The sequence below is a fragment of the Roseovarius sp. MBR-154 genome, assembly GCF_053628595.1.
In genome coordinates this window covers 1-25,688 of the sequence record NZ_JBRJGR010000025.1, presented here as the reverse complement: position 1 = coordinate 25,688, position 25,688 = coordinate 1, and the positions used below count along the sequence as shown (strand labels likewise).

General features: G+C 62.4%; 29 protein-coding genes. 13 read left to right on the top strand and 16 right to left on the bottom strand.

Annotated elements, in window-relative coordinates; genetic code table 11:
• The first annotated feature begins 46 nt into the window (after window positions 1–46).
• Together ACSSV4_RS19930 and ACSSV4_RS19925 are read left to right on the top strand one after the other, a co-directional pair.
• Window positions 47–613, top strand: coding sequence for a TRAP transporter small permease (locus ACSSV4_RS19930; protein WP_454276855.1), 567 nt, complete (start codon window positions 47–49; stop codon window positions 611–613).
• 4 nt (window positions 614–617) lie between these two features.
• Window positions 618–1,895, top strand: coding sequence for a TRAP transporter large permease (locus tag ACSSV4_RS19925; RefSeq protein ID WP_454276854.1), 1,278 nt, complete (start codon window positions 618–620; stop codon window positions 1,893–1,895).
• A gap of 76 nt (window positions 1,896–1,971) precedes the next feature.
• On the opposite strand, the gene ACSSV4_RS19920 is transcribed toward ACSSV4_RS19925, so the two are convergent.
• The 6 genes from ACSSV4_RS19920 to ACSSV4_RS19895 all read right to left on the bottom strand — a co-directional run bounded on the left by ACSSV4_RS19920 (window position 1,972) and on the right by ACSSV4_RS19895 (window position 8,569).
• The gene (locus tag ACSSV4_RS19920) at window positions 1,972–3,141 is read right to left on the bottom strand and encodes an alpha-hydroxy acid oxidase (RefSeq protein ID WP_454276853.1); all 1,170 of its coding nucleotides are present in this window, start codon (window positions 3,139–3,141) and stop codon (window positions 1,972–1,974) included.
• A complete protein-coding gene (locus tag ACSSV4_RS19915; protein ID WP_454276852.1) occupies window positions 3,129–3,872 on the bottom strand; it encodes an SDR family oxidoreductase in 744 nt (247 codons plus the stop codon). Before ACSSV4_RS19915 ends, ACSSV4_RS19920 begins: the two co-directional genes overlap by 13 nt.
• 10 nt (window positions 3,873–3,882) lie before the next feature.
• Window positions 3,883–4,647 (bottom strand): SDR family oxidoreductase, encoded by a 765-nt coding sequence (locus ACSSV4_RS19910; RefSeq protein ID WP_454276851.1) that lies wholly within the window; start codon window positions 4,645–4,647, stop codon window positions 3,883–3,885.
• A 2-nt stretch (window positions 4,648–4,649) separates the two neighbouring features.
• On the bottom strand, window positions 4,650–5,948 hold the full coding sequence (locus ACSSV4_RS19905; RefSeq protein WP_454276850.1) for a M24 family metallopeptidase: 1,299 nt from the start codon (window positions 5,946–5,948) through the stop codon (window positions 4,650–4,652).
• A gap of 87 nt (window positions 5,949–6,035) precedes the next feature.
• Window positions 6,036–6,845, bottom strand: a complete 810-nt coding sequence (locus tag ACSSV4_RS19900) for an SDR family NAD(P)-dependent oxidoreductase (RefSeq protein ID WP_454276849.1) — start codon at window positions 6,843–6,845, stop codon at window positions 6,036–6,038.
• Between the two features lie 20 nt (window positions 6,846–6,865).
• Complete coding sequence (locus ACSSV4_RS19895) at window positions 6,866–8,569, bottom strand: extracellular solute-binding protein (RefSeq protein ID WP_454276848.1); 1,704 nt, start codon at window positions 8,567–8,569, stop codon at window positions 6,866–6,868.
• A 333-nt stretch (window positions 8,570–8,902) separates the two neighbouring features.
• Between ACSSV4_RS19895 and ACSSV4_RS19890 the strand changes: the two genes are divergently transcribed.
• The 5 genes from ACSSV4_RS19890 (at window position 8,903) to ACSSV4_RS19870 (ending at window position 14,444) form a co-directional block, all read left to right on the top strand.
• Window positions 8,903–9,853 (top strand): sugar ABC transporter substrate-binding protein, encoded by a 951-nt coding sequence (locus ACSSV4_RS19890; protein WP_454276847.1) that lies wholly within the window; start codon window positions 8,903–8,905, stop codon window positions 9,851–9,853.
• A 196-nt stretch (window positions 9,854–10,049) separates the two neighbouring features.
• A complete protein-coding gene (locus tag ACSSV4_RS19885; RefSeq protein ID WP_454276846.1) occupies window positions 10,050–11,024 on the top strand; it encodes an ABC transporter permease in 975 nt (324 codons plus the stop codon).
• A 14-nt stretch (window positions 11,025–11,038) separates the two neighbouring features.
• The gene (locus ACSSV4_RS19880; protein ID WP_454276845.1) at window positions 11,039–12,040 is read left to right on the top strand and encodes an ABC transporter permease; all 1,002 of its coding nucleotides are present in this window, start codon (window positions 11,039–11,041) and stop codon (window positions 12,038–12,040) included.
• Window positions 12,037–13,590 carry a sugar ABC transporter ATP-binding protein gene (locus tag ACSSV4_RS19875; RefSeq protein ID WP_454276844.1) on the top strand — a complete coding sequence of 518 codons (1,554 nt, stop codon included), beginning with the start codon at window positions 12,037–12,039 and terminating at the stop codon, window positions 13,588–13,590. The genes ACSSV4_RS19880 and ACSSV4_RS19875 overlap by 4 nt, the downstream gene beginning before the upstream one ends.
• Window positions 13,587–14,444, top strand: coding sequence for a fumarylacetoacetate hydrolase family protein (locus ACSSV4_RS19870; protein WP_454276843.1), 858 nt, complete (start codon window positions 13,587–13,589; stop codon window positions 14,442–14,444). Before ACSSV4_RS19875 ends, ACSSV4_RS19870 begins: the two co-directional genes overlap by 4 nt.
• 111 nt (window positions 14,445–14,555) lie before the next feature.
• Here ACSSV4_RS19870 and ACSSV4_RS19865 read toward each other — a convergent pair whose 3' ends face one another.
• Entirely contained in the window at window positions 14,556–15,389 is an 834-nt protein-coding gene (locus ACSSV4_RS19865) for a hypothetical protein (RefSeq protein ID WP_454276842.1), read from the bottom strand.
• The gene (locus ACSSV4_RS19860) at window positions 15,379–15,732 is read right to left on the bottom strand and encodes a hypothetical protein (RefSeq protein ID WP_454276841.1); all 354 of its coding nucleotides are present in this window, start codon (window positions 15,730–15,732) and stop codon (window positions 15,379–15,381) included. The genes ACSSV4_RS19865 and ACSSV4_RS19860 overlap by 11 nt, the downstream gene beginning before the upstream one ends.
• Before the next feature lie 429 nt (window positions 15,733–16,161).
• On the opposite strand from ACSSV4_RS19860, the gene ACSSV4_RS19855 reads away from it, so the two are divergent.
• Window positions 16,162–16,581, top strand: a complete 420-nt coding sequence (locus tag ACSSV4_RS19855) for a hypothetical protein (RefSeq protein ID WP_454276840.1) — start codon at window positions 16,162–16,164, stop codon at window positions 16,579–16,581.
• Window positions 16,582–16,619: 38 nt separating this feature from the next.
• Here the strand turns inward: ACSSV4_RS19855 and ACSSV4_RS19850 are convergent, their stop codons facing one another.
• Both ACSSV4_RS19850 and ACSSV4_RS19845 read right to left on the bottom strand, forming a co-directional pair.
• Entirely contained in the window at window positions 16,620–16,811 is a 192-nt protein-coding gene (locus ACSSV4_RS19850; RefSeq protein ID WP_454276839.1) for a Thivi_2564 family membrane protein, read from the bottom strand.
• Between the two features lie 84 nt (window positions 16,812–16,895).
• On the bottom strand, window positions 16,896–17,108 hold the full coding sequence (locus tag ACSSV4_RS19845) for a DUF3185 family protein (RefSeq protein ID WP_454276838.1): 213 nt from the start codon (window positions 17,106–17,108) through the stop codon (window positions 16,896–16,898).
• A gap of 494 nt (window positions 17,109–17,602) precedes the next feature.
• Between ACSSV4_RS19845 and ACSSV4_RS19840 the strand changes: the two genes are divergently transcribed.
• Both ACSSV4_RS19840 and ACSSV4_RS19835 read left to right on the top strand, forming a co-directional pair.
• Entirely contained in the window at window positions 17,603–17,878 is a 276-nt protein-coding gene (locus ACSSV4_RS19840) for a DUF883 family protein (protein ID WP_454276837.1), read from the top strand.
• Between the two features lie 3 nt (window positions 17,879–17,881).
• Window positions 17,882–18,271: a hypothetical protein gene (locus ACSSV4_RS19835; protein WP_454276836.1), complete on the top strand. Its 390-nt coding sequence runs from the start codon at window positions 17,882–17,884 to the stop codon at window positions 18,269–18,271.
• A gap of 318 nt (window positions 18,272–18,589) precedes the next feature.
• Here ACSSV4_RS19835 and ACSSV4_RS19830 read toward each other — a convergent pair whose 3' ends face one another.
• The 3 genes from ACSSV4_RS19830 to ACSSV4_RS19820 form a co-directional block, all read right to left on the bottom strand.
• Window positions 18,590–18,811: a hypothetical protein gene (locus ACSSV4_RS19830; RefSeq protein ID WP_454276835.1), complete on the bottom strand. Its 222-nt coding sequence runs from the start codon at window positions 18,809–18,811 to the stop codon at window positions 18,590–18,592.
• Between the two features lie 192 nt (window positions 18,812–19,003).
• Window positions 19,004–19,351 carry a hypothetical protein gene (locus tag ACSSV4_RS19825; RefSeq protein WP_454276834.1) on the bottom strand — a complete coding sequence of 116 codons (348 nt, stop codon included), beginning with the start codon at window positions 19,349–19,351 and terminating at the stop codon, window positions 19,004–19,006.
• A gap of 285 nt (window positions 19,352–19,636) precedes the next feature.
• Entirely contained in the window at window positions 19,637–20,158 is a 522-nt protein-coding gene (locus ACSSV4_RS19820) for a hypothetical protein (protein ID WP_454276833.1), read from the bottom strand.
• A gap of 289 nt (window positions 20,159–20,447) precedes the next feature.
• On the opposite strand from ACSSV4_RS19820, the gene ACSSV4_RS19815 reads away from it, so the two are divergent.
• Together ACSSV4_RS19815 and ACSSV4_RS19810 are read left to right on the top strand one after the other, a co-directional pair.
• Window positions 20,448–20,645 (top strand): hypothetical protein, encoded by a 198-nt coding sequence (locus ACSSV4_RS19815; protein WP_454276832.1) that lies wholly within the window; start codon window positions 20,448–20,450, stop codon window positions 20,643–20,645.
• Window positions 20,646–20,701: 56 nt separating this feature from the next.
• Window positions 20,702–22,225, top strand: coding sequence for an OmpA family protein (locus ACSSV4_RS19810; RefSeq protein ID WP_454276831.1), 1,524 nt, complete (start codon window positions 20,702–20,704; stop codon window positions 22,223–22,225).
• Window positions 22,226–22,241: 16 nt separating this feature from the next.
• Here ACSSV4_RS19810 and ACSSV4_RS19805 read toward each other — a convergent pair whose 3' ends face one another.
• Together ACSSV4_RS19805 and ACSSV4_RS19800 are read right to left on the bottom strand one after the other, a co-directional pair.
• The gene (locus ACSSV4_RS19805; RefSeq protein WP_454276830.1) at window positions 22,242–23,402 is read right to left on the bottom strand and encodes an AI-2E family transporter; all 1,161 of its coding nucleotides are present in this window, start codon (window positions 23,400–23,402) and stop codon (window positions 22,242–22,244) included.
• A gap of 351 nt (window positions 23,403–23,753) precedes the next feature.
• Window positions 23,754–23,987 carry a hypothetical protein gene (locus tag ACSSV4_RS19800; protein ID WP_454276829.1) on the bottom strand — a complete coding sequence of 78 codons (234 nt, stop codon included), beginning with the start codon at window positions 23,985–23,987 and terminating at the stop codon, window positions 23,754–23,756.
• A gap of 161 nt (window positions 23,988–24,148) precedes the next feature.
• Between ACSSV4_RS19800 and ACSSV4_RS19795 the strand changes: the two genes are divergently transcribed.
• The gene (locus ACSSV4_RS19795; RefSeq protein ID WP_454276828.1) at window positions 24,149–24,892 is read left to right on the top strand and encodes a Crp/Fnr family transcriptional regulator; all 744 of its coding nucleotides are present in this window, start codon (window positions 24,149–24,151) and stop codon (window positions 24,890–24,892) included.
• Between the two features lie 55 nt (window positions 24,893–24,947).
• On the opposite strand, the gene ACSSV4_RS19790 is transcribed toward ACSSV4_RS19795, so the two are convergent.
• Complete coding sequence (locus tag ACSSV4_RS19790; protein ID WP_454276827.1) at window positions 24,948–25,142, bottom strand: hypothetical protein; 195 nt, start codon at window positions 25,140–25,142, stop codon at window positions 24,948–24,950.
• Between the last annotated feature and the right edge of the window lie 546 nt (window positions 25,143–25,688).

The following is a 25,688-nucleotide window of genomic DNA, read 5'->3' as shown; positions in this document are numbered from 1 at the left end:
GCGGCCTCTGTCTTGCCCTGACACCCGCCTGCATGAGGTTTCGCCAATGTCGCAGATCCAGGACGAACTCCAAGTCACCAAGGTCGAGGTCGAAGTCGAGGACGAGCAAATCGACCTCGCGGATGTGTCCGTGGTGGATTATCCGCTCCTCGTGATTTTCTGGGTGTTGGCCTTTGTGGTCTTTCTCCAGTTCTTCACCCGCTACGTGCTCAACAATTCGCTGGGATGGACCGAGGAGATTGCGCGGTTTCTGCTGATCGCGGTGACTTTTACAGGGTCCATCATGGCAGCGCGCAAGAATTCCCAAATCGCCGTGGAATTCCTGTATCGCTATGTCCCGCGCCCGGTGCGGCGGGTGTCGCAATTCGTCATCGACCTCCTTTCGACCGCGTTCTACGCTGGCATGACCGTCCTGACGGTGCAGCTTGCCGGACGCACGACACAGCTGATGGTTTCCATCGAGGTGCCGAAATCCGTTGTCTACTACTATGTTGCCATCTGCTTTGCGGGTATGACGCTGTACGGTCTGATCAACACCGTAAGGCATATTCGCACGGGCACCAGCCGCCTGATCGACCCGGAAGATCACGGCGACCTCAAAGGGGCGGATTGATCCGATGACATTCACGATCCTGTTTCTTCTTATCGGCATGCTGCTGCTTTGCGGCGTGCCAGTCGCCATCGCGCTGGCCGGAGGCTCTGCGCTTTTCATCCTGATGGGGGATGTGCCGCCGCTGATCGTGGCGCACCGGGTCATCAACGGGGTCGACAGCTTTCCGTTGCTGGCGGTGCCGTTCTTCATCCTGGCGGGAAACCTGATGAACAGCGCCGGTATCACCGAGCGGATCTTCAGCTTTGCGCTGGCGCTGGTCGGCTGGATGCGCGGCGGGCTGGGGCATGTGAATGTCGGCGCCTCGGTGATCTTTGCCGGCATGTCCGGCGCTGCCGTGGCCGATGCCGGTGGGCTTGGCTCCATCGAGATCAAGGCGATGCGCGATGCGGGCTATGATCCGGGCTTTGCCGTCGGCGTGACGGCGGCCTCATCGACCATCGGTCCAATCATCCCGCCGTCGCTTCCGATGGTGATCTATGGCGTGGTATCAGGCGCGTCAATCGGTCAGCTCTTTGCAGCGGGTTTCCTGCCGGGCATGGTGATGGCGGCTTCTTTGATGCTGATGATCGCCTATTACGCCCGGGTGCGGAACTTCAAACGCGATCAACCTTTTGCGCTCAAACTGCTGTGGGTGACCTTCGCGCGGGCCTTTCTGTCGCTGCTGACTCCGGTCATAATCGTTGGCGGCATCCTGTCGGGGGCCTTCACCCCGACCGAAGCCGCCATCGCAGCCTGTGCCTATGCGCTTTTCCTGGGGCTCGTCGTCTACCGTACCCTGTCGCTCAAGCGGTTTCTGCGGGTCAGCTACGACACGATCGAAACCACCGCCGTGGTGCTGTTCGTGGTCGCGGCGGCGTCGATCTTTGCGTGGATCCTGACCTCGAACCGGGTGCCCGAGGCCGCAGCGACCGTGCTGCTGGCACTGTCGGATCGGCCTTGGGTGATCCTGCTGCTCATCAACCTGATCCTGTTGGTGGTCGGCTGCTTCATGGAGACGGTCGCCGCCATCACCATCCTGGTGCCGGTGCTGCTGCCGGTCGCGGTGGAACTGGGCATCGACCCGGTTCATTTCGGGGTCATCATGGTGCTGAACCTGATGCTCGGTCTGCTGACACCGCCGGTGGGCATGGTGCTCTATGTGCTCAGCCGCGTGTCGGGTGTGCCCTTCGAGAAATGCGTGGTGTCCACCGCACCGTTCCTGATCCCGCTGCTCGCTTGCCTGCTTCTGATGACCTTCGTGCCCGGCATCGCCATGTGGCTGCCCACCCTTATCTACAGATGAGGGGTGCCGGGCGCAGACAACACGCGGGCGGCGATATTCAAGGATGCGCGCGCGGTGCCCCGCAATCGCGCGTGGTCTACCCCCGCGCCACGCTTTGGCGACGTGGGCTGAGCGCCGCTGACCCGACATCCCGGTAGGAGGGAACACCGAGTTGACCCAGGGCACGGACCATTTCCAGGTGCAGAATCTCGAAGGCGCGCTCGGCGCCTGCCCGACCTCCGGCGCCCACGCCATAAGCGAGGGCCCGACCGGCAAAGGTGAAATCCGCGCCGCGCGCCTTGGCCCGCAAGATATCCGCGCCACGACGAATACCGCTGTCGAGGATGACGGTCATGCGTTCGCCAACGGCCTCCGCAATCGCCGGGAGCGCGTCGATGGTGGACGGGCCAAAGGCGACTTGCCGGCCCCCATGGTTGGAGACGACGATGCCGTCAGAGCCCAGTTCCGCGCATTTCGCCGCGTCTTGTGGATGCAGGATACCCTTGACCAGAAGCGTGCCGTTCCACCGCGCACGCAGGCGTTTCAGGTCGTCCCAGGTGAAACCCGGTGTGATCAGGGTCTTCTGGACATCGGCGTAGGAGGTGGCGCTTTGCAACAGGTCCGCGTAATTGGCGATGTTCGGCTTGCCATGTCTCAACGTTTCCAGCGACCAGCGCGGATTGGCGATCAGTCCGGCGATCACCTCGGGCGTGATCCGAAACGGCACCGCAAGCTGGTTGCGGATATCGCGGTCGCGCTTGCCCGCTGCGGGCACATCGGCGGTGACCATCAGCGTGGTATAGCCTGCGGCCTCGGCGCGCGCGATCAGGCCCTCGGTCACATTCGCATCGCTTGAAACATAGAGCTGGAACCAGCCGTTACCGTCTGCCGCCTTTGCCAGGGCTTCGAGCGTGGTAGAGGCGGCAGAGCTTGCGACATAGGGGATGTTGCGACGCTTGCAGAGACGCGCGAGCGTCAGGTCCGCCCCCGGCCAGAAGGCATTGAGCATGCCAATGGGGGCCATGCCGAAGGGCGCGTCATAGGTCTGGCCGAACAGCGTCGCCCGCGTGTCGATCTCAGACACATCCACCATGTAGCGCGGCGTTAGTTCGATCTCCTCGAAGGCTTCGATATTGCGGCGCATGTTGCGCTCGCTTTCCGCACCGCCATCGACCAGATCGAAGGCAAAGCGCGGAATGCGCCGCCGGGCCCGCAGGCGCAGATCGTCGATCGAGGCGGCCCGCTCCAACCCCATCAGATTGACCACCCGCCATCGATGGCAAAGGCTTGCCCGGTGGTGAAGCCCGACATGTCCCCGGCCAGATAGCAGACCATTTCCGCGATTTCGTCAGGCTGGCCAAGCCGCCCCATCGGCTGGCGGTCCTTGAAGGCGGCAAGGGCTTTGTCGAAATCCCCCGTTGCGGCCAGCCGCTCGTTCAGCGACGGGCTTTGCACCGTCCCGGGGCAGATCGCGTTGCAGCGAATGCCGTCCTTGACGAAATCCGCCGCGATGGACTTGGTCATGCCGATGATCGCGGCCTTGGACGCGCCATAGGCAAAGCGGCGCGGCGCGCCCTTTTCGCTGGACACGATAGAGGCGATGTTGATCACCGACCCGGTCCCGGCCTCCAGCATGCCCGGCAGAACCGCCTTGGTGATGCGGAACATCGCCTTGGCGTTGAGGTCAAAGGACCGGTCCCAGACCGCCTCATCACAGTCGAGGATCGTGCCGTCATGCACCCATCCGGCGCAGTTCAGCAAAATTTGCACGGGCGCCACGGAGGCGACGAGCGCCTCGACCGCAACCGCATCCAGCACGTCCAGTTGATGGCCGGTGATGTTGGGACTGGTCTGCGCCAGCGCCTCGACCGCCGCGCCGTCGATATCGGTGGCGATCACCTGTGCGCCGTGCGCGGCCATCGCCTCGGCACTGGCGCGCCCGATCCCGTTTGCCGCTGCCGTGACCAGCGCGGTCTTGCCTGCAAGTGTCTGTTCCATGACTCCTCCCTCAGCGCGCGAGCCAGCCGCCATCGACGGTCACGACGCTGCCGTGGCAATAATTGGCGGCGTTTGAGGCCAGAAAGACGGCGGCCCCGGCGATTTCCGACGGCTCGGCAAAGCGCCCGGCGGGGATGCGATCCAGCAGCGCCTGTGCGCGCTCCGGATCGTCCCGCAACGCCTGCGTGTTGTCCGTCGCGGTGTAACCGGGCGCAATGCTGTTGACGTTGACACCGTGGGGCGCCCATTCGTTGCACAGCGCCTTGGTGAGCCCCAGCACCGCATGTTTGCTGGCGGCATAGGCCGGCACGCGCAACCCGCCCTGAGCGCCAAGCACCGAGGACACGATCACGATCTTGCCCGATCCTTGCGCGACCATGTGCCTGCCCGCCGCCTGCGACAAAAGCCAGACCGAATCAAGGTTGACCGACAGGACGCGGCGCCATTCCTCGAACGGCATTTCCGTGCTGTCCTCGCGGTGGATGATCCCGGCATTGTTGACCAGGATATCCAGGCCGCCGAGCGCGTCCGTGGCAAAGCGCACGACCTCTTCGGCGCCGGTCTGATCGAGGCCCGTAAAATCGGCCTTTATAGCCGCACCTTTATGCCCCAGCCCCTCGATCTTGCCAAGGGTCTCTTGGGGTTGATGGCTGCGATAGGTCAGCGCCACATCGGCCCCGGCGGCGGCAAGGCCGAGGGCGATGCCCTCGCCGATGCCGGTCGCGCCGCCGGTAACAAGGGCCTTGCGGCCGGTAAGATCAAACGGATTAGCCATGATCAATACCGGTTCGCAATGGGAAGGTCTTCGGCCGGGAAGAGGCTGATCACCTCGCAGCCGGTTGGCGTCACCACCACTTCCTCCTCGATCCGCGCGGCAGAGTAGCCGTCGGCGGCGGGGCAGTAGGTTTCCAGCGCAAAAACCATGCCGGTCTGGATCTCCATCGGGTGATCGAGACTGACGGCGCGGCTGATGATCGGGCGCTCGTGCAGCGCAAGGCCCAGACCGTGGCCGAATTGCAGCCCGAACGCCGCCTCTTCCGAGGGAAAGCCGAACTCCTCGGCCTTGGGCCAGACCTCGGCCACCTTGTCGGTGCTCACCCCCGGCTTGATCATGGCGATCGAGGCGTCGATCCACTCGCGCGCCTTGACATAGGCGTCGTTCTGCGCGGGCGTGGCACGCCCGATATTGAAGGTCCGGTAATAGCAGGTGCGATAGCCCTGATAGCTTTGCAGGATGTCGAAAAACGCCTGATCGCCGGGCCGGAACAGCCGGTCGGTGAAGTTGTGCGGATGCGGATTACAGCGTTCGCCGGAAATGGCGTTGATCGCCTCGACGTCGTCGCTGCCCATCTCGTAGAGCATCTTGTTGGAGAGCGCGACGATATCGTTCTCGCGCACGCCGGGCTTCAACTCTTCATAAATCATGTGATAGACGCCATCGACCATCGAGGCGGCCTGCGTCAGCAACTGGATCTCGTCCCAGTTCTTGATCTCGCGCGCCGCCAGCATGATCTGCTGGCCGTCGATCACGTTTATCCCTTCCTCCTGAAGCGCGTGGAACATCGCGGTTTCGGCATAATCCACACCGACCGGCATGTCGGCCATGCCGGCCTCCTTGATGAGCCGGGCGATATCTTTGGCGTATTTGCGCATCAGGCCAAATTCCGGCGGGATCGTGCCGCGCATGCCGACCACACCGGCAAGGCAGTGATCGGGCTCCAGCCAGTCGGAATAGCGCTGGTGATGCACGGCAGCCGATCCGAAATCCCACACATAGGGGCTATCGTCGCCGGTCAGCAGACAGAAGCGGCACATCTTGTCGCGCTCCCACTCGCCGATCTTGGTGGCCGAGACATAGCGGATGTTGTTGACGTCAAACAGCAGCAGCGTGCCCGCACCCGAGGCCTGAAGCGCCTGACGGGTCCGCGCGAGACGGTAGCGGCGCAGGCGGTCATGGTCGATCCGGCGCTCGAAATCGACCGAGGTATGGCCCCAGGCGGGGATCTTTTCCCGCCATTCCCAGTTGGGTTCAAGATCCTGCGGGGTGAGCATGTTGGGCATCAGGGCGCGTGTCATGGGTTACTCCTTTGCGTGGGCGTGGCGCCCACCGTTGGTGTGTTTCGGCAAGGCTGTGATCGGGCGGGGCACCCCCTGCCCAAGGCGTCACTGGATGCACCAGCCGCCGTCGATATGGATCATCTGGCCGGTCATGTAGTCGCTGTCGTCGCTGGCAAGGAACGACGCGGTGCCGGTGATGTCGTCGGGGTAGCTGACCCGCTTGATCTGGAGCGCGTCGCGCACGATGTCGTCATAGGCCTGGCCTTCGCGTTCCTTGAAGCCGATATCGACAAGATCCTTGTCCAACTGCTCCCACAGCGGCGTGACCACGACGCCGGGGGCATAGCCGTTGACGGTGATGTTGTGCTCGGCCAGGCCGATGGCCCCGCAATGGGTCAGCGCGAGACAGCCGTATTTCGAGGTGCAATAGACCGTCACGTCCACCAGCGGCTTGCGCGAGGCGATACTGCCCACGTTGATCAGCTTGTAGGGGTGGCCCTCCATCGGGCCCTGGGCGATCATCTGCCGGGCCACCTCCTGCATGCCGAGCCACATCGCCTTGGTGTTGACGTTCATGATCATGTCCCAGTTGTCTTCGTCGATATCCATGAAGAACCGGGGCTTGTTGAGACCCGCGTTGAACAGCCCCACATTGATCGAGCCGAACGCCTCGACCGTGGCAGCGACGGCCGCAGCGTTGTCGGCGCGGCTGGTCACATCCATCCTGACCGCGATGGCCTGCCCGTTTCCGGCGGCGTTGATGCGGTCGGCGACCTTCCATGCCTCGGCCTCGTCGAGATCGCCAAGACAGACATTGGCGCCCTGCGCGGCAAAGTTTTCGGCACTGGCGGCCCCCATGCCGCGCGCGGCACCGGTGATCAGGATGTTTTTGCCGTTCAGGCGATTGGGGTCCATGATTTCCTCCCTTGAGTTTTCTAATGTCGTAGAACGTCTTCGGCGCGGGCCTGTACCCGGTCGAGCGCGGTGCGCGGGGTGACGATCCCGCGCAGCATGTCGTGCAGTTCGTGACCGCAGATGTTGATGATCTCGGAGATTTGCGGAATCGGCGGTCGCGGCCAGAATTGCACTTCGTCGCGCCATGACATCTGGTCGAGCAGACCAAAGATCGGTGACAGGCGCCGCACTTCGGGGTCTGCGCCGACGGAATAGCGCGGTTCGGTGCGGCTGCCGTTCTGCGCGTAAAGTTTCTGTGCCCCGGGCGATGTGAATGTCACAAGCGCCTCGATCGTGTCATCAATGCGCTCTTCGGCAAGATTGGCCGGGATACACAGGACATAGCCGCCGACCGGGGCAATCGGCGTGCCCATCGGCCCATGCGGGTGGGGCAGATAGCCGGTGTTGCCATGCGCCGGGCTGTTTTCATCCAGTTCGAAATACGGCGCCAGAAGGGTATAGCCGTAGGCCATCGCAACATGGCCCGCACCGTAGGGGCGGATGCGTTCATACCACGACATCGACAGAATGTCGGGCGGAGAAACATCCAGCAGGCGCATCAGGTACTCGGCGGCGTCCAGCGCGCGGTCGGTGTTCAGTGTCGGTTGAAAGCCACCCTGCGCCAGCTTGTCGGTATCGAACCCGCCGGCAATTTTCGGAATGTCGATGATCGGTTGGCCAAAGGCTGCGCAGGTCATCATGAAGGTATGGCCAAGTGCCGTGCCGCGCGCGGCGTTCCATGCCACACCATAACGTCCGCGTCGCGGATTGTGGAAATGGCGCGCGGCCTCAATGACGGCATCGGTCGTCGTCGGCGGTGCCAGCCCGTCCTGTGCGAACCAGTCCTTGCGATAGAACATCAGTTCCGGGGTGGTTTGACTGGGCACACCGTAAGCCCGCCCGTCCCAATGCGCCGCGCGCCACCCGGCGGTATGGAAATCCGCCGTGTCCAGTCGCGCCATATCCATCACCTCGTCGAGGGGGCGGATGATCCCCTTTTCCGCGAATTCACCCACCCAGGGCAGGTCGACGGCGATCAGGTCATACCGGCTTTTGGGGCGGTCGGCGTTGCGCAACGTCTCGGCGTGCAGCCGGTCGATGGAAAAGGCGCGCTGATGGATTTGCGTGCCGATCACCTGTTCGAATTGCCGCTTGAGGTTTTCCATCACCATGAAGGTGGGGTCGCCATGCACCAGAACGCGGACCCCGCCCGCCAGCTTGAGCGGTTCCGGCAGAACCTGAAGCGGGGGAATCGCGTGCGCGGTCATGTAAGAGCCGCCGAAATAGTAATCGCGGGCGTCGTCGCCGCTGCCGTGACTGTTGAAATGGGTTTCGGCCAGCCGCCGCACCCGTTCCGACATCTGGCTCCATTGCTCCAGCAGCTTTTCACTGGGATGCAGGGAAAAGCTCTTGCCCGATTTCGTGCGCGGGCGCTGTTCGATCAGACCCGCCGCCAGCATGTCTCGAAGCCGCCGGTTGGCGGTGGCATAGGGCACGTTGCTGGCGGCGATCAGCGATGTGGGCGTCATCACCTTGGCCTCGAGATGGCCCTTGATCGCGTGCAGCGCCATGCGGAAAACCGGGTTGGGGTCCTGCAACTCGATGGCGGTCTCCAACTCGTTGCTGCATTCCTCCAGATAGGACAGGATGCGCAGCAGGTCGCCCGTCGCGAGGGACGGGTGCATCGTTTTCTCCGCGTTTGCACCCATTGCGTTCATGACGGCGGCAGGCTCCTGTACCTGTCTGCGCGGAAAACCCGACGCAGAATTATTCATTTTGGATGGAGTCGATTTCACCATCGCGGTTCTCCTCTTCACAGTGTCGAAGTCCAGACCCGGAAAGTATCGACGATATATCCATTTTGAACATATAAATATCCAATATGGATAAATTTTCTGCATTGCCGGAAAGCCTTTGAGCGCAAGCTTTCACCAGTCGCCCGGCATTCCGGGCGGTGATTCCCTCGTTTCGGAGGAGGGGGAATGCACATGACAGGAACATTCGGGGAGGAGAACCTGATGAGATTTCGTACAGTTCTCGCGGCGACCGTGGCCAGCACCGCTCTGGCCAGCGTGGCCCAGGCCGATGGCTACAGGATCGGCATCACGCAGAACAACGTCGGCGTGGACAGCTATCAGACAACCTATGAACAGGCGTTCATCGCCGCCGCAGACGCGAATGAGGACATCGAGGCCGTCGTTCTGGACGCAGGCGGCGATGTCGCCCGCCAGATTGCGCAGATCGAGGATCTGATCCAGCAGGAGGTCGACGCCATCATCATCTGGCCTACCAATGGCGAGGCGGTGATCCCCGCCGTGCGCAAGGCCAAGAAGGCCGGTATCCCGGTGGTGGTGACCAATTCCAACATAGCCGAGCAGGGGTTCGACTTCATCGCGTCCTTCTCGGGGCCCAACAACATCACGCAAGGCGCGCGCGCCGCCGAGATCATGTGCGACAAATTCGCGGACATGGGCATCGCAGAGGAGGCGCAGGTCGTGCACATCACCGGCCAGCCGGGCTATACCACAGCCATCGAACGCGCCAAGGGGTTCGAGGATCGCCTGCCCGAGATCTGTCCCGATGTCACCGTCCTTGACACCCAGCCGGGCGACTGGAACCGCGAAAAGGCCCAGACGGTGATGGAGGCCTTCCTGACCAAGTATGACGACATTGACGGCGTCTATGCCGGCGATGACAACATGGGGGTCGGCGCGCTCAACGCCGCGCGCGCCGCCGGGCGCGACGGTATCGTCTTCGTCGGCGCCACCAATTTCTCGGTAGGCTATGAGGCGATGGCGCGCGGTGACTACTGGGGCTCGATCTACCAGTCCCCGGTGGATGACGCCGAAGCGGCGTTGCAGACCGCGATCGACGTGCTCGACGGCAAGGACGTTCCGTTCCTCAACTATTTCGACACGCCGAAGATCACCCAGGACAATATGGGCGAGTTCACCAAGCCGGTCTTCTGACGACCGCGCCCTTGCGGTGCCGGGCGGGCCGTGGCTCGAATTCCTGCGGGACATGCTACCATCGCGACACCGTCATGGTGCGAAAGCACCTTGCGCCCGACGCCCTGCGCGCCCGACCGTCCGGCGCGTGCAGAGCTGACCTGCGTGTCACGCGCAGGTCAGCACCCCGAAGGACGGAGCCCGAAGGAGGGGGAAAATGGCGACATTGACCAAAAGGGACATTGGCGGATTTCTCGCCCGACAGGGCATTCTGGTGGCCTTTGCCCTGTTCATGATCGGCTTCACGCTGGCCAATGGGCAGTTTCTCGATCCAGACAATGTCATGGGGGTCATCCGCTCCTCGGCCATCCTGGGGGTCATGGCACTTGGCGTCACCTTCGTGGTGATCAGCGGCAATCTCGACCTCTCGGTCGGTTCGATGATGTCGTTTTCCACCATCGTCGTGCTCGACCTGCATGACAAGATCGGCCCGGCACTGGCCATTCCGGCGATGTTCGCGATGACCCTGTGTCTCGGGGCCTTCATCGGCTTCCTTGTTGGCTATCTCAAGCTCAACTCGCTGATCGTCACGCTGGGGATGCTGTCGGCCATTCATGGCCTGACCCTCACCTGGTCGGGGGGCAAGAACATGGATATCGCCGACAAGGCGGGCACATGGTTCGACGTCTTCGGTCGCGGCGAAATTCTGGGCATCCCCGTGCCCATCCTGATCTTTCTGCTGCTCGCCCTGGGGCTGGGTGCGTTGCTGGCCAAGACACCGTTCGGGCGCAAGATCTATGCCGTGGGCGGCAATGGTATGGCGGCGACCTTCTCGGGTATTCCGCGCGCCCGGGTGGTGTTCAGCTGTTATCTGGTCTCGGCCTTTTGCGTGGCCACCGCCGGGCTGTTGCAGGCCAGCCGCTCGATGGGGTCGCAAAACACCGTCGGGCAGGGTCTCGAACTCGAAGTGCTGGCGGCGGTGATCCTCGGCGGTGCCTCGCTGATGGGCGGGTCGGGTACGATCTTCAAGACCGTGATCGGCGTGCTGATCCTCGGCTTCATCCAGAACGGGCTGCTGCTCGTCGGGCTACCCTTCTATGTCCAGTATGTCGTGACCTGGGTCATCATCATCCTCGCCGTCTGGCTCGATATCGCGGCCAAGCGCGGCCGGCTCTGGTCCCCCATCGCGTGAACAGGAGAACGGAAATGACACCGGGCAAGCTCAGCACCTATCTGAAAAACGGCGCGATCTGGGGCTTTATCGTCCTTGAGCTGATCTTCTTCACAGTAGCGGGTCAGTTCCTGTCGCTCAGCGAAAACGCCTTCATGGACGTCGACAACATGCTGCTCCTGTTCAAGCAGTCCGCCCCCATCGGCATCATCGCGATGGGCATGACGATTGTCATGGTCAACGGTAATATCGACCTCTCCGTCGGGGCCACCTACGCGCTCAGTGCGGTCGTGATGCTGGATGCGATGACGTGGCCGGTCTTTGGTGGGCTTGGCGATTGGGTCATTCCCGTGGCCTGTCTGCTGGCGCTGCTCACCGGCACCGTGCTGGGCGCGATCAACGGGCTGATCGTGTGGAAAACCGGGGTCGACGCGTTCATCGTCACGCTCGGCGCGATGCTGGGCTATCGCGGGCTGGTGTTCATGTATAACGGCGAGCAGCCGACCAGCCATCTCAACTGGACGCTGGTGGATTTCGCCGAGGCGCAGGTTCTGGGGTTGCACACCGCGACATGGGTCCTGCTGATCGTCACGGCGGCGATCTGGTTCCTGATGAACAAGACCGTGCATGGCCGCAACGCCTATGCCATCGGCGACAACCGCGAGGCGGCGGTCAATGCAGGCATCCGGGTGGGGCCGCACATGCTGATCAATTTCATGATCATCGGCGCTCTCGCCGCGCTCTCGGCGGTGGTGTTCTATTCTGAGTCCGGCTCGGTCAACCCCAATGACGGCGAGCTGTACGAGCTTTGGGTGATCACCGCCGTCGTGCTGGGCGGCACCAAGCTCAGCGGCGGGGCGGGGTCGATCATCTCGACCTTCGGCGGGGTGCTGGCGATCCAGCTTCTGCGCAAGGGGCTGGCGCATATCGGCGCCGACACCTCGACCGTCAATCTGGTGATCGGCCTGATCCTGATCGCGGTGCTGCTGCTGGACCGGCAGTTGAACGTCAAGGGCAAGGAGGAGCTCAAGATATGACCGGAGAAACCCCCGCGCTGCGCCTCGAAGGGATCGTCAAGACGTTTCCCGGGGTGCGCGCGCTCGATGGTGTGTCGCTTGATGTCATGCCGGGCGAGGTGCATGCCCTGATGGGTGAGAACGGCGCTGGCAAATCAACCCTGATGAAGGTTCTGGGCGGCATCCATCAGCCCGACGCGGGCCGCATCATCGTCGGCGACACCCCCACGGTGATGACCTCGCCCCTCCAGGCGAAATCCAGGGGCATCGTCTTCATCCATCAGGAACTCAGCCTCGCCGAGGAACTGACCGTTGCCGAGAACATCTATCTTGGCGAATTGCCGCGCAAGCGGTTCGGGCTGGTCGATTGGGGCACGCTTTATGCCCGCACCGACGCGATCCTCGAAAACCTGCGGGTGGGGTTCGATGCCCGCACCCGCGTCGGCGACCTGTCCATCGCCAATCAGCAGATGGTCGAGATTGCCCGCGCGTTGACCGTGGATGCCAAGGCGGTGATCTTCGACGAGCCGACCGCCTCGCTCACCGATGCCGAAAAGGTGGTGCTGTTCGACGTGATCGCGGATCTGCAGTCGCGCGGGGTGGGAATCATCTACATCTCGCACCGGATGGAGGAGATCTTCAAGATCACCGACCGCATCAGCGTGCTGCGCGACGGGGAGTATCGCGGCACGCTCAACACCGCCGAGACCAACGAGGAGGAGGTGACGCAGTTGATGATCGGGCGCAGCCTCGATCTCAGCCGCGTCGAGAGCCATCACACGATGGGCGACGTGGCGCTCGAGGTGCGCGGCCTGTCCTGCGGGGATCTGTTCAGGGATGTGAGCTTTGCCGTGCGCAGCGGCGAGGTGGTGGGGTTCTACGGCCTCGTCGGGGCCGGACGCACCGAGATCGCCGAAACCCTCTTTGGCCTGCGCGAGCCCTCTGCCGGGACCATTCACCTGAACGGCGAAGAGGTGCGTATCCATTCCCCCGCGGACGCCATCGCACGCGGTATTTCGCTGGTCCCCGAGGACCGCAAGGGGCAGGGTCTCGTGCTGGGCATGAATTGCCGCGACAACATGACCCTGCCCCAGGTCGATGACCTCAAGGCCGGGCCCTTCGTGGCCGAAGGCTCGGAAATCGCGATCTTCGATCAATATCGCGACAAGCTCGATATCCGCACGCCGGGTTGGAAACAGAAGGCAGGCAATCTGTCGGGCGGCAACCAGCAGAAGATCGTGATCGGCAAATGGCTGGCGATGCGCCCCGATGTGCTGATCGTGGACGAGCCGACGCGCGGCATCGACGTGGGCAGCAAGTCCGAGATCCACAACCTGATCCGCGATCTCGCGGCGCATGGTTACGCGGTGATCGTCATCAGCTCGGAAATGCCCGAGGTGCTGCATGTCTCGGATCGCATCGTCGCGATGTATTCGGGCCGCGTGATGCGAACCTTCACCTCCGAGGAGGTCACCGAGGACAGCCTGATCCAGGCGATTTCCGGCCTCACTCCGGGCCAGCCACACCAGAACCACACGACCCAACTCTCTGAAGGTAAGGACATCCCATGAAACTTCTCCGCCATGGTGCGCCCGGGGCCGAAAAGCCGGGCCTGCTCGACACATCGGGCCGCGTGCGCGATCTCTCTGGCATCGTGCCCGATATCGCGGGACAGGTATTGCGACCCGCTGGCCTGAAAGCCCTGCAGGATCTCGATATCGACGCGCTGCCGGTGGTGGATGGCACCCCGCAAGAGGATCTGCGGCTCGGGCCCTGCGTCGGGGATATCGGCAAGTTCGTCTGCATCGGTCTGAATTATGCCGATCACGCCGAAGAGGCCGGCATGCCGATCCCCGAGGAGCCGATCATCTTCAACAAATGGACCTCGGCGATTGTCGGTCCGAACGATCCGATCCAGATCCCCCGCGGCTCAGTCAAGACCGACTGGGAGGTGGAACTCGGCGTCGTCATCGGCGAGCCCGGTGCCTATATCGACGAGGCGGACGCAATGAACCATGTGGCGGGCCTGTGCGTGGTCAACGATGTCTCGGAACGCGAATTCCAGATCGAACGCGCCGGAACATGGGACAAGGGCAAGGGCTGCGATACATTCGGGCCGACGGGCCCGTGGCTTGTGACGCTGGACGAGATCGCGGATATAGACGCGCTCGATATGTGGCTCGACGTGGATGGCGTGCGGATGCAGACCGGATCTACCGCGACGCTGATCTTCAGAGTCCCGCGGCTTGTGTCCTATTGCAGCCAATTCATGAGCCTGCACCCCGGCGATGTGATCTCAACCGGCACACCTCCGGGCGTCGGCATGGGCCAATCTCCGCAGCGCTATTTGCACGGTGGCGAGGTCGTGACACTCGGGATTGCGGGTTTGGGCGAGCAGAGATCGTCGGTTCTTCCCGCCGCTTGAGCGGGGCGAATGATCCGGTCAAGGGTCAGCAAGTGGGCGCACTGTGAAACTCGAAGCTGTTGTCGCTTATCCCTTAATCAAAAGGGTCGGGTCAGGGCAAGCGCCACGGGCCTATTTGTTGAGCACGCATTGTCCATCCGACCGCTGAAAGTTCTTGTTGCAGGCCCACCGGTTGCCGGTCCGGTCGAGATGGGCGTTGGCCGGTAGTACCACCGCTATGCAGGCATCGTTCACCGCCTTGTATCCGCGCTCGCAGGTCCAGCCCGGCCCGTAGCTTGCCTCGTCGAAATAGGCATTTTCCGGAATGATCACGGCGTCACATGAAGCGCCGCGGTCGACATACCCACGCTCACAACTCCACGGCTGACCATATCCCGAGGCGTTCAGATAGCCGTTTTCAGGCACCACAATCGCCTCACAGGCATCGTCAACCACCGCATAACCACGTTCACAGGTCCATATTCTTCCGTAGGTGCTGTCCGACAGATAGGCATGCTCCGGCAGGTCTAACACAACACATGCGGCGTTGCGTTTCTCGAAGCCGCGCAAGCAGCTCCAATCCGCGCCTGACGGGTCGAGATATCCGCCGTCGGGCACGACGACCTGTGCGCAGGCCCCTGCTGCGGTCTCCCGATATCCATGATGACACGCCCAGCCCTCACCATAAGTGCGCTTTGTCGGGTAGGCATTCGCCGGCACCACGACCGGTATGCAGTCCGCCCCGTCGCGACGGAAGGTCCGGTCGCATTCCCATCCATCCCCATAGCTGCGGGCATGGGCGTTCTCAGGCATAGGGCTCGCTTGTGCGAACACCGGAGATGCGATGCACGCGAACACTCCAATCAATAGTCCGAGGCCGAGGACCGTCATTCCCGTTGGATCGCCCCGTTCCAGCGGCACGCGGACCCGGGACTTTGCGGAGGGAGTGCTGAAGTCATGAGGCATCCAGATCCAGCCCTTTCAGACAGGCATGAGCAACATCTCGGTCGGGATCCGCAGAGCCGGGTATGGTGGCCCAACCTGTGTCCATCAGCGCATCACGCTGCCGGAAACTGGTGGCGGCGCGGATCGTCGCGAGATGTGCCGCGCGATCAGGATCGGTCAGAGCCATGTCGATACAGACCGGGACCAGGGCGGCGACTACATCGTCATGGGCAAGGCTCATAGCCCTGTCGCGCGCGGTGCCGCCGGTCACCCAGCCGCCCCAGGCAAAGCCGATACCGGCGACGAGGATCGCGCCGATCGCAACCCCGTAGAGGCCGGGTTTGAGCCATTCTGGAATATTCATATAACATCCTTCGGCGGTCAAAAGGACCGCTTTTGTGGGTTCAGGTATCGGTATCGCAGTCGGGGCATTGCACCGGTCGGTGATGCGTCTCAGGGGCGAGGCGCTCCGGGGGAGGACGGAACGCAGCGCCACGCCTCCAGCTTCGAGCGGCAGAACAGGCGCAGCCATCGGAGCAACCTGTTTACCTGATGCACCATAAGGCAGGCCCCGTTCCGCCATACTGACCCATGTTAGTGCGGAACCGATTTGCGTGTTTAAGTCAGGACGGGACACGCCGCCAAGGATCCGTCCTTGCAGACTGATCTGCGTCAGCCCGCGCGCCCATGCCTTTCCCTATGATAGTCGCAAAGGCGGGAGACCGGATCGCGTCTCGGCCCGGATGCGACCTGCCAACGCCACACACCACTTGCCCCGAGGGAGGACACGCTCATGGCTGCATCGACGATCCTCAACCCCAACAACCCCGATTTCGAGCGGTTTCTCTATGCCTCGGTCGGCGAGGACCGGGCGGGCAGCACCGTCAGCGTCCTGTCCGCCCTGGCGCGGCAGAACCTCGATCCATGGGTCGAAGCAGCAGAGCTTGCCGCGCTCGGCCGGAGTGGCGCAGGCGCACGACTGAGCCTGTTGCTGTCGCGCAGTCGCGAGGTGCCCCGTTTGGGGCAAGACCATCAGGCGGTCGCGCATGACCTCGCGCGCCTGCTACCCGAGCACAAGGGTCGTATGACCTCATCAGGCGACCCCACGCCGAAGCGAGTGGCCGTGTCCTGGCATACCCTCCTCGCAATCATGGCAATAATTTACATGCTGATACAGACGATATTCTCCGGCGCGACGGGACCGGGCGACTGATCGTCGCCCGGTCCCGCCCCAGGGTCCTGTTCGGCGGCTTAGCCGCCGACCCGGATCGCGCCGATATCGCCAAGAAGACCGAAGCCGCGCAACAGCCACAGGATGACGAGGATCACGACGACGACGTTCAGGATCGACTTTATTTTGCGATCCATCGGTAAATACGTGTTGACGGCCCAGAGGGCGATGCCGACGACGACAAGCGTGACAATCAGATTGACTAATGACATGACTGGTTCCCTGGTATTTTGCTCATAGGTGAACGGTGGCGAGCCGCTTGTGCGAAGGCAACGCGGCATGCAGCGCCTACTGCATCAGGCGCGAAGCAGGCCCCGCATGAGCAGTGCCCCACCCGCGACGACGCCGATCAGTCCGGTGATCATGAACCACATCGTGTTTCCCGAAAAGCGACCGGTCATCGCCTCGGTCATCTGGTCGACCGGGGCGTTGCTTCCCCTCCATGCGAAGAAAAGCAGAAAGGCGCCAACGACAAGTGCCACAAGACCGAAGATGTTTGACTGGGTCATTATGTGATCTCCCGGTGAGGATATATCCCAGTGCGGCACATGGGCCGCTGCAGGGACATGCCTTGACCATTGCCCCCGCGAACTGCGGCGGTGAGTGGGCAATATGGCGGGTTTACATACCACCGCACTTACCTGGATCAGCCTCGGAGCGACTCGTACCTTCCAAGGGAACACGTTACCTTGGAAGAGCACTTTCCCTGATACTGATCCATGTTGTGTCGCACACCGGGTTGGCTGCTACTGTTGCACGACGGAATGCCAATGTCGGCACCCCCGGCCGGGACAGGAACCCCGATGAACCAGATCATCTATTTCATAGGACTGTTCGTGGTCATCGTGTTTGTCCTGGGCTTTCTGGGGCTGCGTTGAACGCAGGCCCGCCTTGCTGCACCCAAGCATAAGACCCGCCAGCGTCAGCCCATCGAGACTGGCCAGCGCAAAAGTGAGCCACGGCATAACCCGCGGCACCCGACCCGATGTCAGGAGATTCTCCGATGAACAAATCCGCCCCTCTCAGCACTGGTACAACCACGACCGAGCATGACATTGGCCAGCAGATCGAGACCCTGCGCGCCGATCTTGCGCAGCTGACCGCGACGATCACTGAAGAGATGTCCGAAGGAATCGGAACCGCCGCGCACAAGATCGGGCAGACCGGCCGTGACGCTCAAACAACGGCCACCAACGCGGTACTTGGCCATCCGCTGACCGCGATCGGCATCGCCGCGGGGATCGGTCTCTTGCTTGGCCTTGTCGCGCGAAAGGGTTGATCCGTGACCCGTCTGCCGCTTCTCGCACCGCTGCGCGATGTCTTCGCAGCCCGCACCGGAGCTGCTGCGGCCCGGGTGACGGTGACGGCTCTTACGGCAGTGCTGGTTTTGATATCGGTGCTGCTTCTGCTCGCATCGGGCTTGGCCGCGCTGACTGGCCGCTTCGGTTTTCCGGTCGCGGCGCTTGTGGTGGCGGTCCTCGTCGCAGGGCTGGCCCTTGCGGTGCATCTGATCGGGCAGGCCCTCGTGGCGCGCCGGATGGCACGGGTTGCGGAGGCACGGTCCCGCATCGACGCAGATATCGCTCTGGCTGTGGCGCTGACACGGTCAGCCGCCCCGATCCTTCCGCTCGCAGCCTTTCTCGCGGCCTTCTTGCTGGCACGCCGGTCCTGATGGGCACGCGAGATGCATCTGCACTGATCCAGGTTAGTGCCGACGCAATCGCGTCTGATCACGCTGATGGTCAGTGGGGGCGTGCGCTTTTTAAGGTTTGAAACGGTAACGCCGTTCCCGGATGACGGCCGCGCCGAGAGGGTCCTCGAACTGCTCGAAGGCGTCCTTTGAAACGGATTCGGCAGGGACAAGGCAGCCATGCGCAAAAGCTGAGCCCCGTGCCGGATGGCCCCGCCGCCAATTACCTCGTGCGGCGGGGCTGCAATCGCATGATCCGGATGCTAGATCAGGGTCCTGTCGCAAACAGACCCCGCGCGGTCACCGGTTCTGCGTATCCCGGTTCGCTCCGATCAACCCGCCAACACCGGCCCCGACCGCACCGCCGATGACCGTCGCACCGGTTCCACCCCCGGCGATTTGCCCGGCGGCCACGCCGGTCAGACCTCCGATGATGGCACCGGTGCCGGCATTGTTCGCTGTCCCGTCCCGGTTCGTGCAACCCGCGAGAGCCGAGGCCGCCAGCAAGGCTGTTGCAATCATAAATCCATGAACGTTCATCGCATGTGTCCTTTCGAGGCGCGGCCTGCACAGAAAGCTGCGAGGCGGTCACACCAGACCTTGGTCACAGTGTCATGGATCGACAATCATCCGGCTGATCTGGGTTAGGGGCAATCGCCGCTCGAAGCCATTTCAACGTCCGTTCATCGGGGTAAGACCAGAAAAGGCGCGGGGTCAGGACGAAGGCGTTTGCTGATGCGCGATCCGCTGCCATGTGCCTGCGTCATTAAGATAGCTCGATGTGCAAAGCGCCTCATAGATCGGGATTTCGTCTCGCTCGGCGGAGACGTGATAGGCTAGGACGGCCACGTCCTTTTCGCGGGCAAAGCACCGCTCCGAGAGAATAACCGACCGCCAGCGCTGCGCGACCTGGCTTTCCCGCCACATGTCGTTGCCCCGCAGGATGCCCACCGGATAAGGAAACACAAAGACGGCCCCCTTGGCCGTCATCGTCCGGGCGCTGTCGGCACCTTCGGTCCAGAACCGCTCTTCCATGGCCCAAAGCGTGTCTTCATCCGTCATGGTTCAATCCTTCATCTTGAAATCCAGCGTTCTCTGCGTGGTGCCGCTTTCCGTCAGGATCAGCGAACGCCGTTACTAGCAGGCTTGTCCAGAAAGAAACGCACCGTCTTCTCTAATGCAGCAGGGCCCTGCGTGTCGATCCGGGATCCCGTAATGTGCGGTCGTCATCACCCTGCGAATGATCCGGCGCATCGGCTCCGAAGACCTACTGTCAATAGGGTAACTCTGCCCTAATCGTAAAGACGCCGACCCAACATCTGTCGGACCGGCGCCTTGTTTCAGTGGTTATTCCTCGACGCGCTCGACGATCCGCGTGGCGTAGGCATCGATCAGGGCGTTGTAGAAGTCGTCCTGCGACGGTGCCACGGTGATCCAGTCTTCGGACACCTGAGGCTCTCCGCTGACCGCCTGCATGCGCAGTGGATAGCTTCCGGTGATCGCATTCTGGGTTTCGTCCTGGGTGGTCGACGATACCGTGTTTCCGCCTTGATGGGTGGTCACGGTGCCTTCGATCTGGTTGAACTCGCCCGAGTCCGTCAACACCGGGTTGCCGTTGATCGCCACCTTGTTGATCTCGACCGAGATCCGCGGCGCGTCGGCCTTTTCGTCGATGTTCAGTTTCGAGGAGATCGCGGTGGCGAGATCCTCGTCCAGGGTTGGCCAGAACTTGAGGACATTGTTTTCCTCATAGGAGCTGAGGTCGGATTTGACCTCGACACCCGAGAGGGTTTTTTCCATCGCAGCCAGCGAGCCAGCGGCGGCCAGAGCGAATACGCTGCAAAGGGCTGTGGTTCGGAGAAGGTTCATTGTGACTTTCCTTGATTTTATCATCACCGCCAGTTGCCTGCGCCATGCCCTGGCGGACATGGTGCACAACCCCTGTTCGGATGTGATGTGAGAACAACTGCGGGCGTCATATCAACTCGCCCGTTCGACGTTCATGGCAGAGAACAGGGCGTCTGGCACTTACCTGCATCAGCCTTCTACCAATCCATTCGGTTTAAGGTCGGCTATTGTCGGGCGGCGCGGATGCCGCCTTTTCACCTCTCCGATGGCACCGGTGACGGTCCTTAGCGCACCACATCAAGGAAATCAGATGCAACCTGCTGCCCCGCTCTTCATATCCACGTCGCACGAGATGACAGCCACTTGGGAGGCCTGCCAGAGAGCCCCGGACGGCCCTGGCAAGACGACGGCTCTGACACATGCTCAGGCCGCGCAGGCCGCGTTCGAAGAGAACGACGATACAGGGTGTCTCGAGCAGTGCCGCGCCGCCGTTGCGGCGCTGGACTGAGATTCGAAGCCCGCTTCCTGGCCAGCCCTATCCCGACCTTTTCAAAGGACACTGACATGACCCGCAACACGCTGAAATCGACCACGGCAATCCTCGTCGCCATATCGTTGCTGCAGCCCGGACCGGCGCTGGCGCAGTCCAACGTGAATGCCAACGCGAACGCTGCCGGTGACGAGATCACAGCCGAGGCAAACGAAGCCAAGGCCCAGGCAAAGGCGGACGCTGCGGAGGCCCGCGCCAAGGCGGTAGAGGATCAGACCGAGAAGAAAGCGGCGGCGGCGGAGAAGCAGGCCGAAAGAAAAGCGGCAGCGGCGGAAAACCAAGCGCAGAAAAAAGCGGCAGCGGCGGAAAACCAGGCGGAGAGAAATGCGGCGGCAAAGGAAGCCAAGGCTCAGGCCAAGGCGGATGCAGCGACAGAGGCTCAGGCTGGAGCGGATACGGAAGTGAAAGACCAACAGACCGAACCAGCGGTACCCGGCGCGAGCTTGATCGAGACCCTGACCGGTGATCCGCTCGAAGCGCTTGCGACCGAGGTCGATGCCGGTACCCCGGCCGACGTGACGACAGAGACCGTTACCGAGCAGACAAGCCGCTCGAGCAATGAAGAGTTCAAGCAATGGAGCCCTCAAGATCAGGATGCCGTCACCACCCAACAAAGTGCTGCACCACAAGCGAAGTCCAAGAAGGGGATGAGCGATCTTGAAAAGGCAGGTCTGCTCGCCCTCGGCGCGGCGGTGGTTGGCGCGGTGTTGTTGAATGGCCAGCGCGTCCAGGCGAATACCGGAGACCGGGTCATCGTTGTCGATGACGACAATGACTACCGAATACTCAAGGACGACGACGCGTTGCTGCGCCAGCCGGGTTCGGATGTGCGCACCCAGCGGTTCAGCGACGGCTCCACGCGCACCAATGTCATGCGCAGCGATGGCACCGAGATCGTCACCATCCGCGATTCCGAAGGGCGCGTTCTGAGGCGTGTTCTGATCGAGACGGACGGGCGCGAATATGTGCTGTTCGACGATACCCAGAGCTTTGCGCCGGTGGTGGTGCGTGACCTGCCCGAACCATCCGTCGATACGTTCGACTATCAGGCGGCCAGCGACCGCGAAAGCCTGCGCGCTGCCCTGCTTGCCGCCGACCGCCGCGACATCGGACGCAGCTTCAGCCTGCAACAGGTGCGCGACATCAACGAAGTGCGACAACTGAGCCCCGAGATCAATCTCCAGAACGTCACCTTCGCCACCGCCTCATCCGCGATCCAGCCGTCGCAAGCCGAGCAATTGCGCGAGATGGGCATTCTGATGCGCGACGTCATCGCCGAGGATCCGACCGAACTCTTTCTGATCGAGGGCTACACGGATGCGGTCGGAGAGCCAGGCTACAACCTGCTGCTGTCGGATCGGCGCGCCGAATCCGTGGCACTGGCGTTCAACGAGTATTTCGATGTGCCAACCGAGAACATGGTTGTGCAGGGCTATGGCGAACGGTTCCTGAAAATCTCCACGCAGCAGGCCGAACGCGTCAATCGCCGTGTCGCCGTCCGCCGGATCACGACGCTCATGCGCGACAGCGGGCGGTGACCGACACGTGGACCCATCAGGGCCCCGGACCGTCGGTCAGAACCATTGTTCCACACGGCTCCTCCTGATGGCGTCGGGGCAGTGAGGGCCGACCGGCGGCGTTGAGCCGACGCGCGAAGGCTGTCGCGACAATCAGAGCCGGTGTCGCGATCAGTGCGCCGGCGGCTCCCCAGAGCCAAGCTCCCAGGGCGATTGCCACGAAAATGGCAATCGGTGCCATCCGGATGCGCGAGCCCAGGAACATGGGCGTGACAACATTGGCCTCAATTGCGTTCAGCACCACAACCACAGCAAAGGGGGCAAAGGCAACGACCGGTTCGTCGAATGAAACGATGCCGACCGCGAGCGCGACCACCGCCAGAATGGCGACCCCGATAATGGGCATGAAGTTTGCGAGTGCCGCCGCGACGCCCCAGAGAGGCGCATGCCCCATGCCGATGAGGTGGAACGCGATCGCAACGCAGATCCCGAGGCTCAGGTTGACGACCGTGATGGCCAGAAGGTAGCGGGCGACGTTCGTTCGTACATCCCGCATGGCCCGAGCCACCGCGCGGCGCGTCGAGGCGCGAGAAATCAGCGACAGGCTCCGGCGGGCAAGCATCACGCGATCACGTAGCAGAAAGAATGTCAGCATGGCCCACAACACGGCACCTGCAGCAACCCTCGGCGCGCCGATCGCCCAGTCCGCCAGCAATCGCTGGCCTCCATCCACCAGTTTATCCATGGCGTCGTCGCCCGGATCCTTTTCGTCGTTCGTGTCCAACGCAGGCGGATTGTCGGGGTTGGTGACCAGGCTTTTTTCCGGCTCGACCGGGGCCTCGGAGCCGGGTCCGCCGTTGGACGACGGCGACAGGTCGTATATGATCTGGCGCGCACGCGACTCTGCCGCGCGCAGAATCTCCGGCCCGCGGGTGTTCAGGGCCTCGGCCGAGGGCGCGAACGCATACACGGCAATCGCCGTCCCGACCAGAAGACCTCCGACAACGATACCGGCACAGAGCGAGGCGGGGGCCCCCGTACGTTCCAGCCATCGGACCGCTGGCGCGAGAGCGATCGCGCAGAGCAACGCCAGCACCGTGGGAACGGCGATCAGACTGGCCGCATCCAGAGCGGCCACGACCATCACCCCCGCGATGATGCCCAGAAAAAGCGTCTGGATCGAACCGCGCTCGATCAAGGAGAACCATCCCCCGGTTGGCGTGGGACGTGGTCGAAGCGACGACATTTTAGGATCGGTTTCTGACATTTCTTGCACGGGCCTCTCTGCGAACTTGCGACATCAAAGGATTTTCGGATCGTTGGAAAAGCCCGAGATCCAACATTTCCAGGCGAGGTTGGGAAACGGCTTTTGCCCGCGCGTCCACGCCCGCCTTGTCTGAAAGAGCCCTTGGAACAAGGCGTGGCGTCAGACGTTAATGACACACGTGCGGAACTCAGAAAAACGGCAGGCCTTCCTTGGTTCCATTCTCATGGTTTGTTCGCGCGCATACTGACCAGACGGTTCGAACCGTCGCCGCGACGCCTGCTGTCAGTGCCGCCGCACGGAATTCCCACCGGCGAGGATGCCGTTGATCAGTGTCGCGACTGCCGCGTGCAGCGCATCGTCGTCGCCTACCGGGGCATTTTGATGCGCGGCGGCGGCATCCTTCAGAATTCCGACGATCTCGGACTCGGGCAAAATGTTGCGATCATTCAGGGCAAGCAGCAGGGACTCACAAATGGCCAGTGCAGCGGTTCCGGCGATGTCATTGGGGAGGGACATATCAGCTTCACTTTCAAATTGAGGTCGGTGCACCGGTCCTCATGAACCCGCAACATCGTGCGATCATACGCATCTTCTGTTAGGCTGGGCTGATGCAGAGCAGTTTTGACTGCTCATTTCGCGGCTATTCCTGTTGGCGAGCCCTGCCCGAAACCCTAGCAATGGAAGCGAAAATATTGCCCAAGGACAGCCCGTTGACCCGAAAGCTCTCGGCCTTCGTTGCCCTGTCGGATGTCGATCTGGAGACGCTGGCGCGGTTTCACCGCCGCCGGCGCACCTTCCTGCCCGGGCACGAGATGATCCACGAAGGGCAGTCCAAGGCATCGGCCTTCATCCTGGCCGAGGGCTGGGCGCTCTCCTACAAGGTGCTGCCCGATGGCGAGCGCCAGATTGTGGATTTCCAGGTTCCGGGGGATTTTCTGGGCCTGCGCAGCATCCTTTTTCGCACCGCCGATCACAGCATCGAGGCAGCGACCCGCATAGAGGCCTCCGAGGTTCTCGCCTCGGATATTCTCGATGCCTTTAACCATGCCCCGCGCCTGGCCACCGCCGTTCTCTGGGCAGCGTCTCGGGATGAGGCGATGGTGGTGGAGCATCTGGTCAATCTCGGCCGCCGGTCGGCCGAGGAACGCATGGCGCATTTCCTGCTCGAACTCGGGGCGCGGCTGATGCTTGTGGGTCTTGGCGACAAGACCGGCTATGCCTGTCCGCTGACCCAGTATCACCTGGCCGACGCGCTCGGGCTGAGTGCGGTGCATGTGAACCGCGTGCTGCGTCATCTGCGCGATGACGGCCTTGTTACGTTCCGGAAGGGGCATGTGACCTTTAACGATATCGACCGCCTTCGGGAAATGGCGGGGTTCGACACGGCCTACCTTGACCAGGACGGCCCGCTTCTGCGCTGACGCGCCGCCCCCGGCGGTGTTCTGCCGGAGGGGCGCTGTTTGCGTCAATCGTCGCTTATGCCAGCGCGTGCGTGGCCGCGTCGAGTTCGCGGTTGCAGTCGCTGTCATTCTTCGCCGTGTGCGCCTTTTCGGCCGCATGGAAATGCTTCATCGCCGAGTCCTTCTTGGGGCCGGCGGTGGCCTTGTCGCAGGCCGCCTTGACGGTCTTCATCTTCTCGGCGGTGTTGGGTGCAGGTGTTTTCGAGTCCATGAAATGGATCCTTTCAAGTGTCTGGACGAATTGACAAGTTTTCCTGCGGGGCCGGGCTGGAGACCGGATACCCCGGACAGGAAACCTTGCCGACACTCGTACCAAACGTCAGACGGCTGAATCTCATGCCGTCACCAAGAACCCTACCCGGTTCTCTTGGCCGCAAGGCTGATCCAGGTTGGTGTCAGAGGCGATAATCGGCGCGCAGGAACAAAACGCTCCAGCTTCCCGATGTCGTGGTCACTTAATTCGGCGCGCAGGCTGATGCAGGTAAGCCGGTCCAAACCAAGATGGCTCAACGTATCGCTGCGTGGCCAGCTTGCGAAACTGGCAAGAATATGTGCGACCTCCGGATCCTCAGTGGCACAGGAGGGCAGGGCGGAGATGGCCCGCTTCATATGCCGCAAGCGCAGCGACCGAAGATCCTTCAAGGCGCGCAAATGTCTCCGTTGATAGTGTCCCAGGGCGTTCTCTAATCGCCATGATCAAGAGCTGATTTCTCTGCGGTTCATTCTGCGCGCCGGGCTCTTTGGTTGTCTCCGCGGT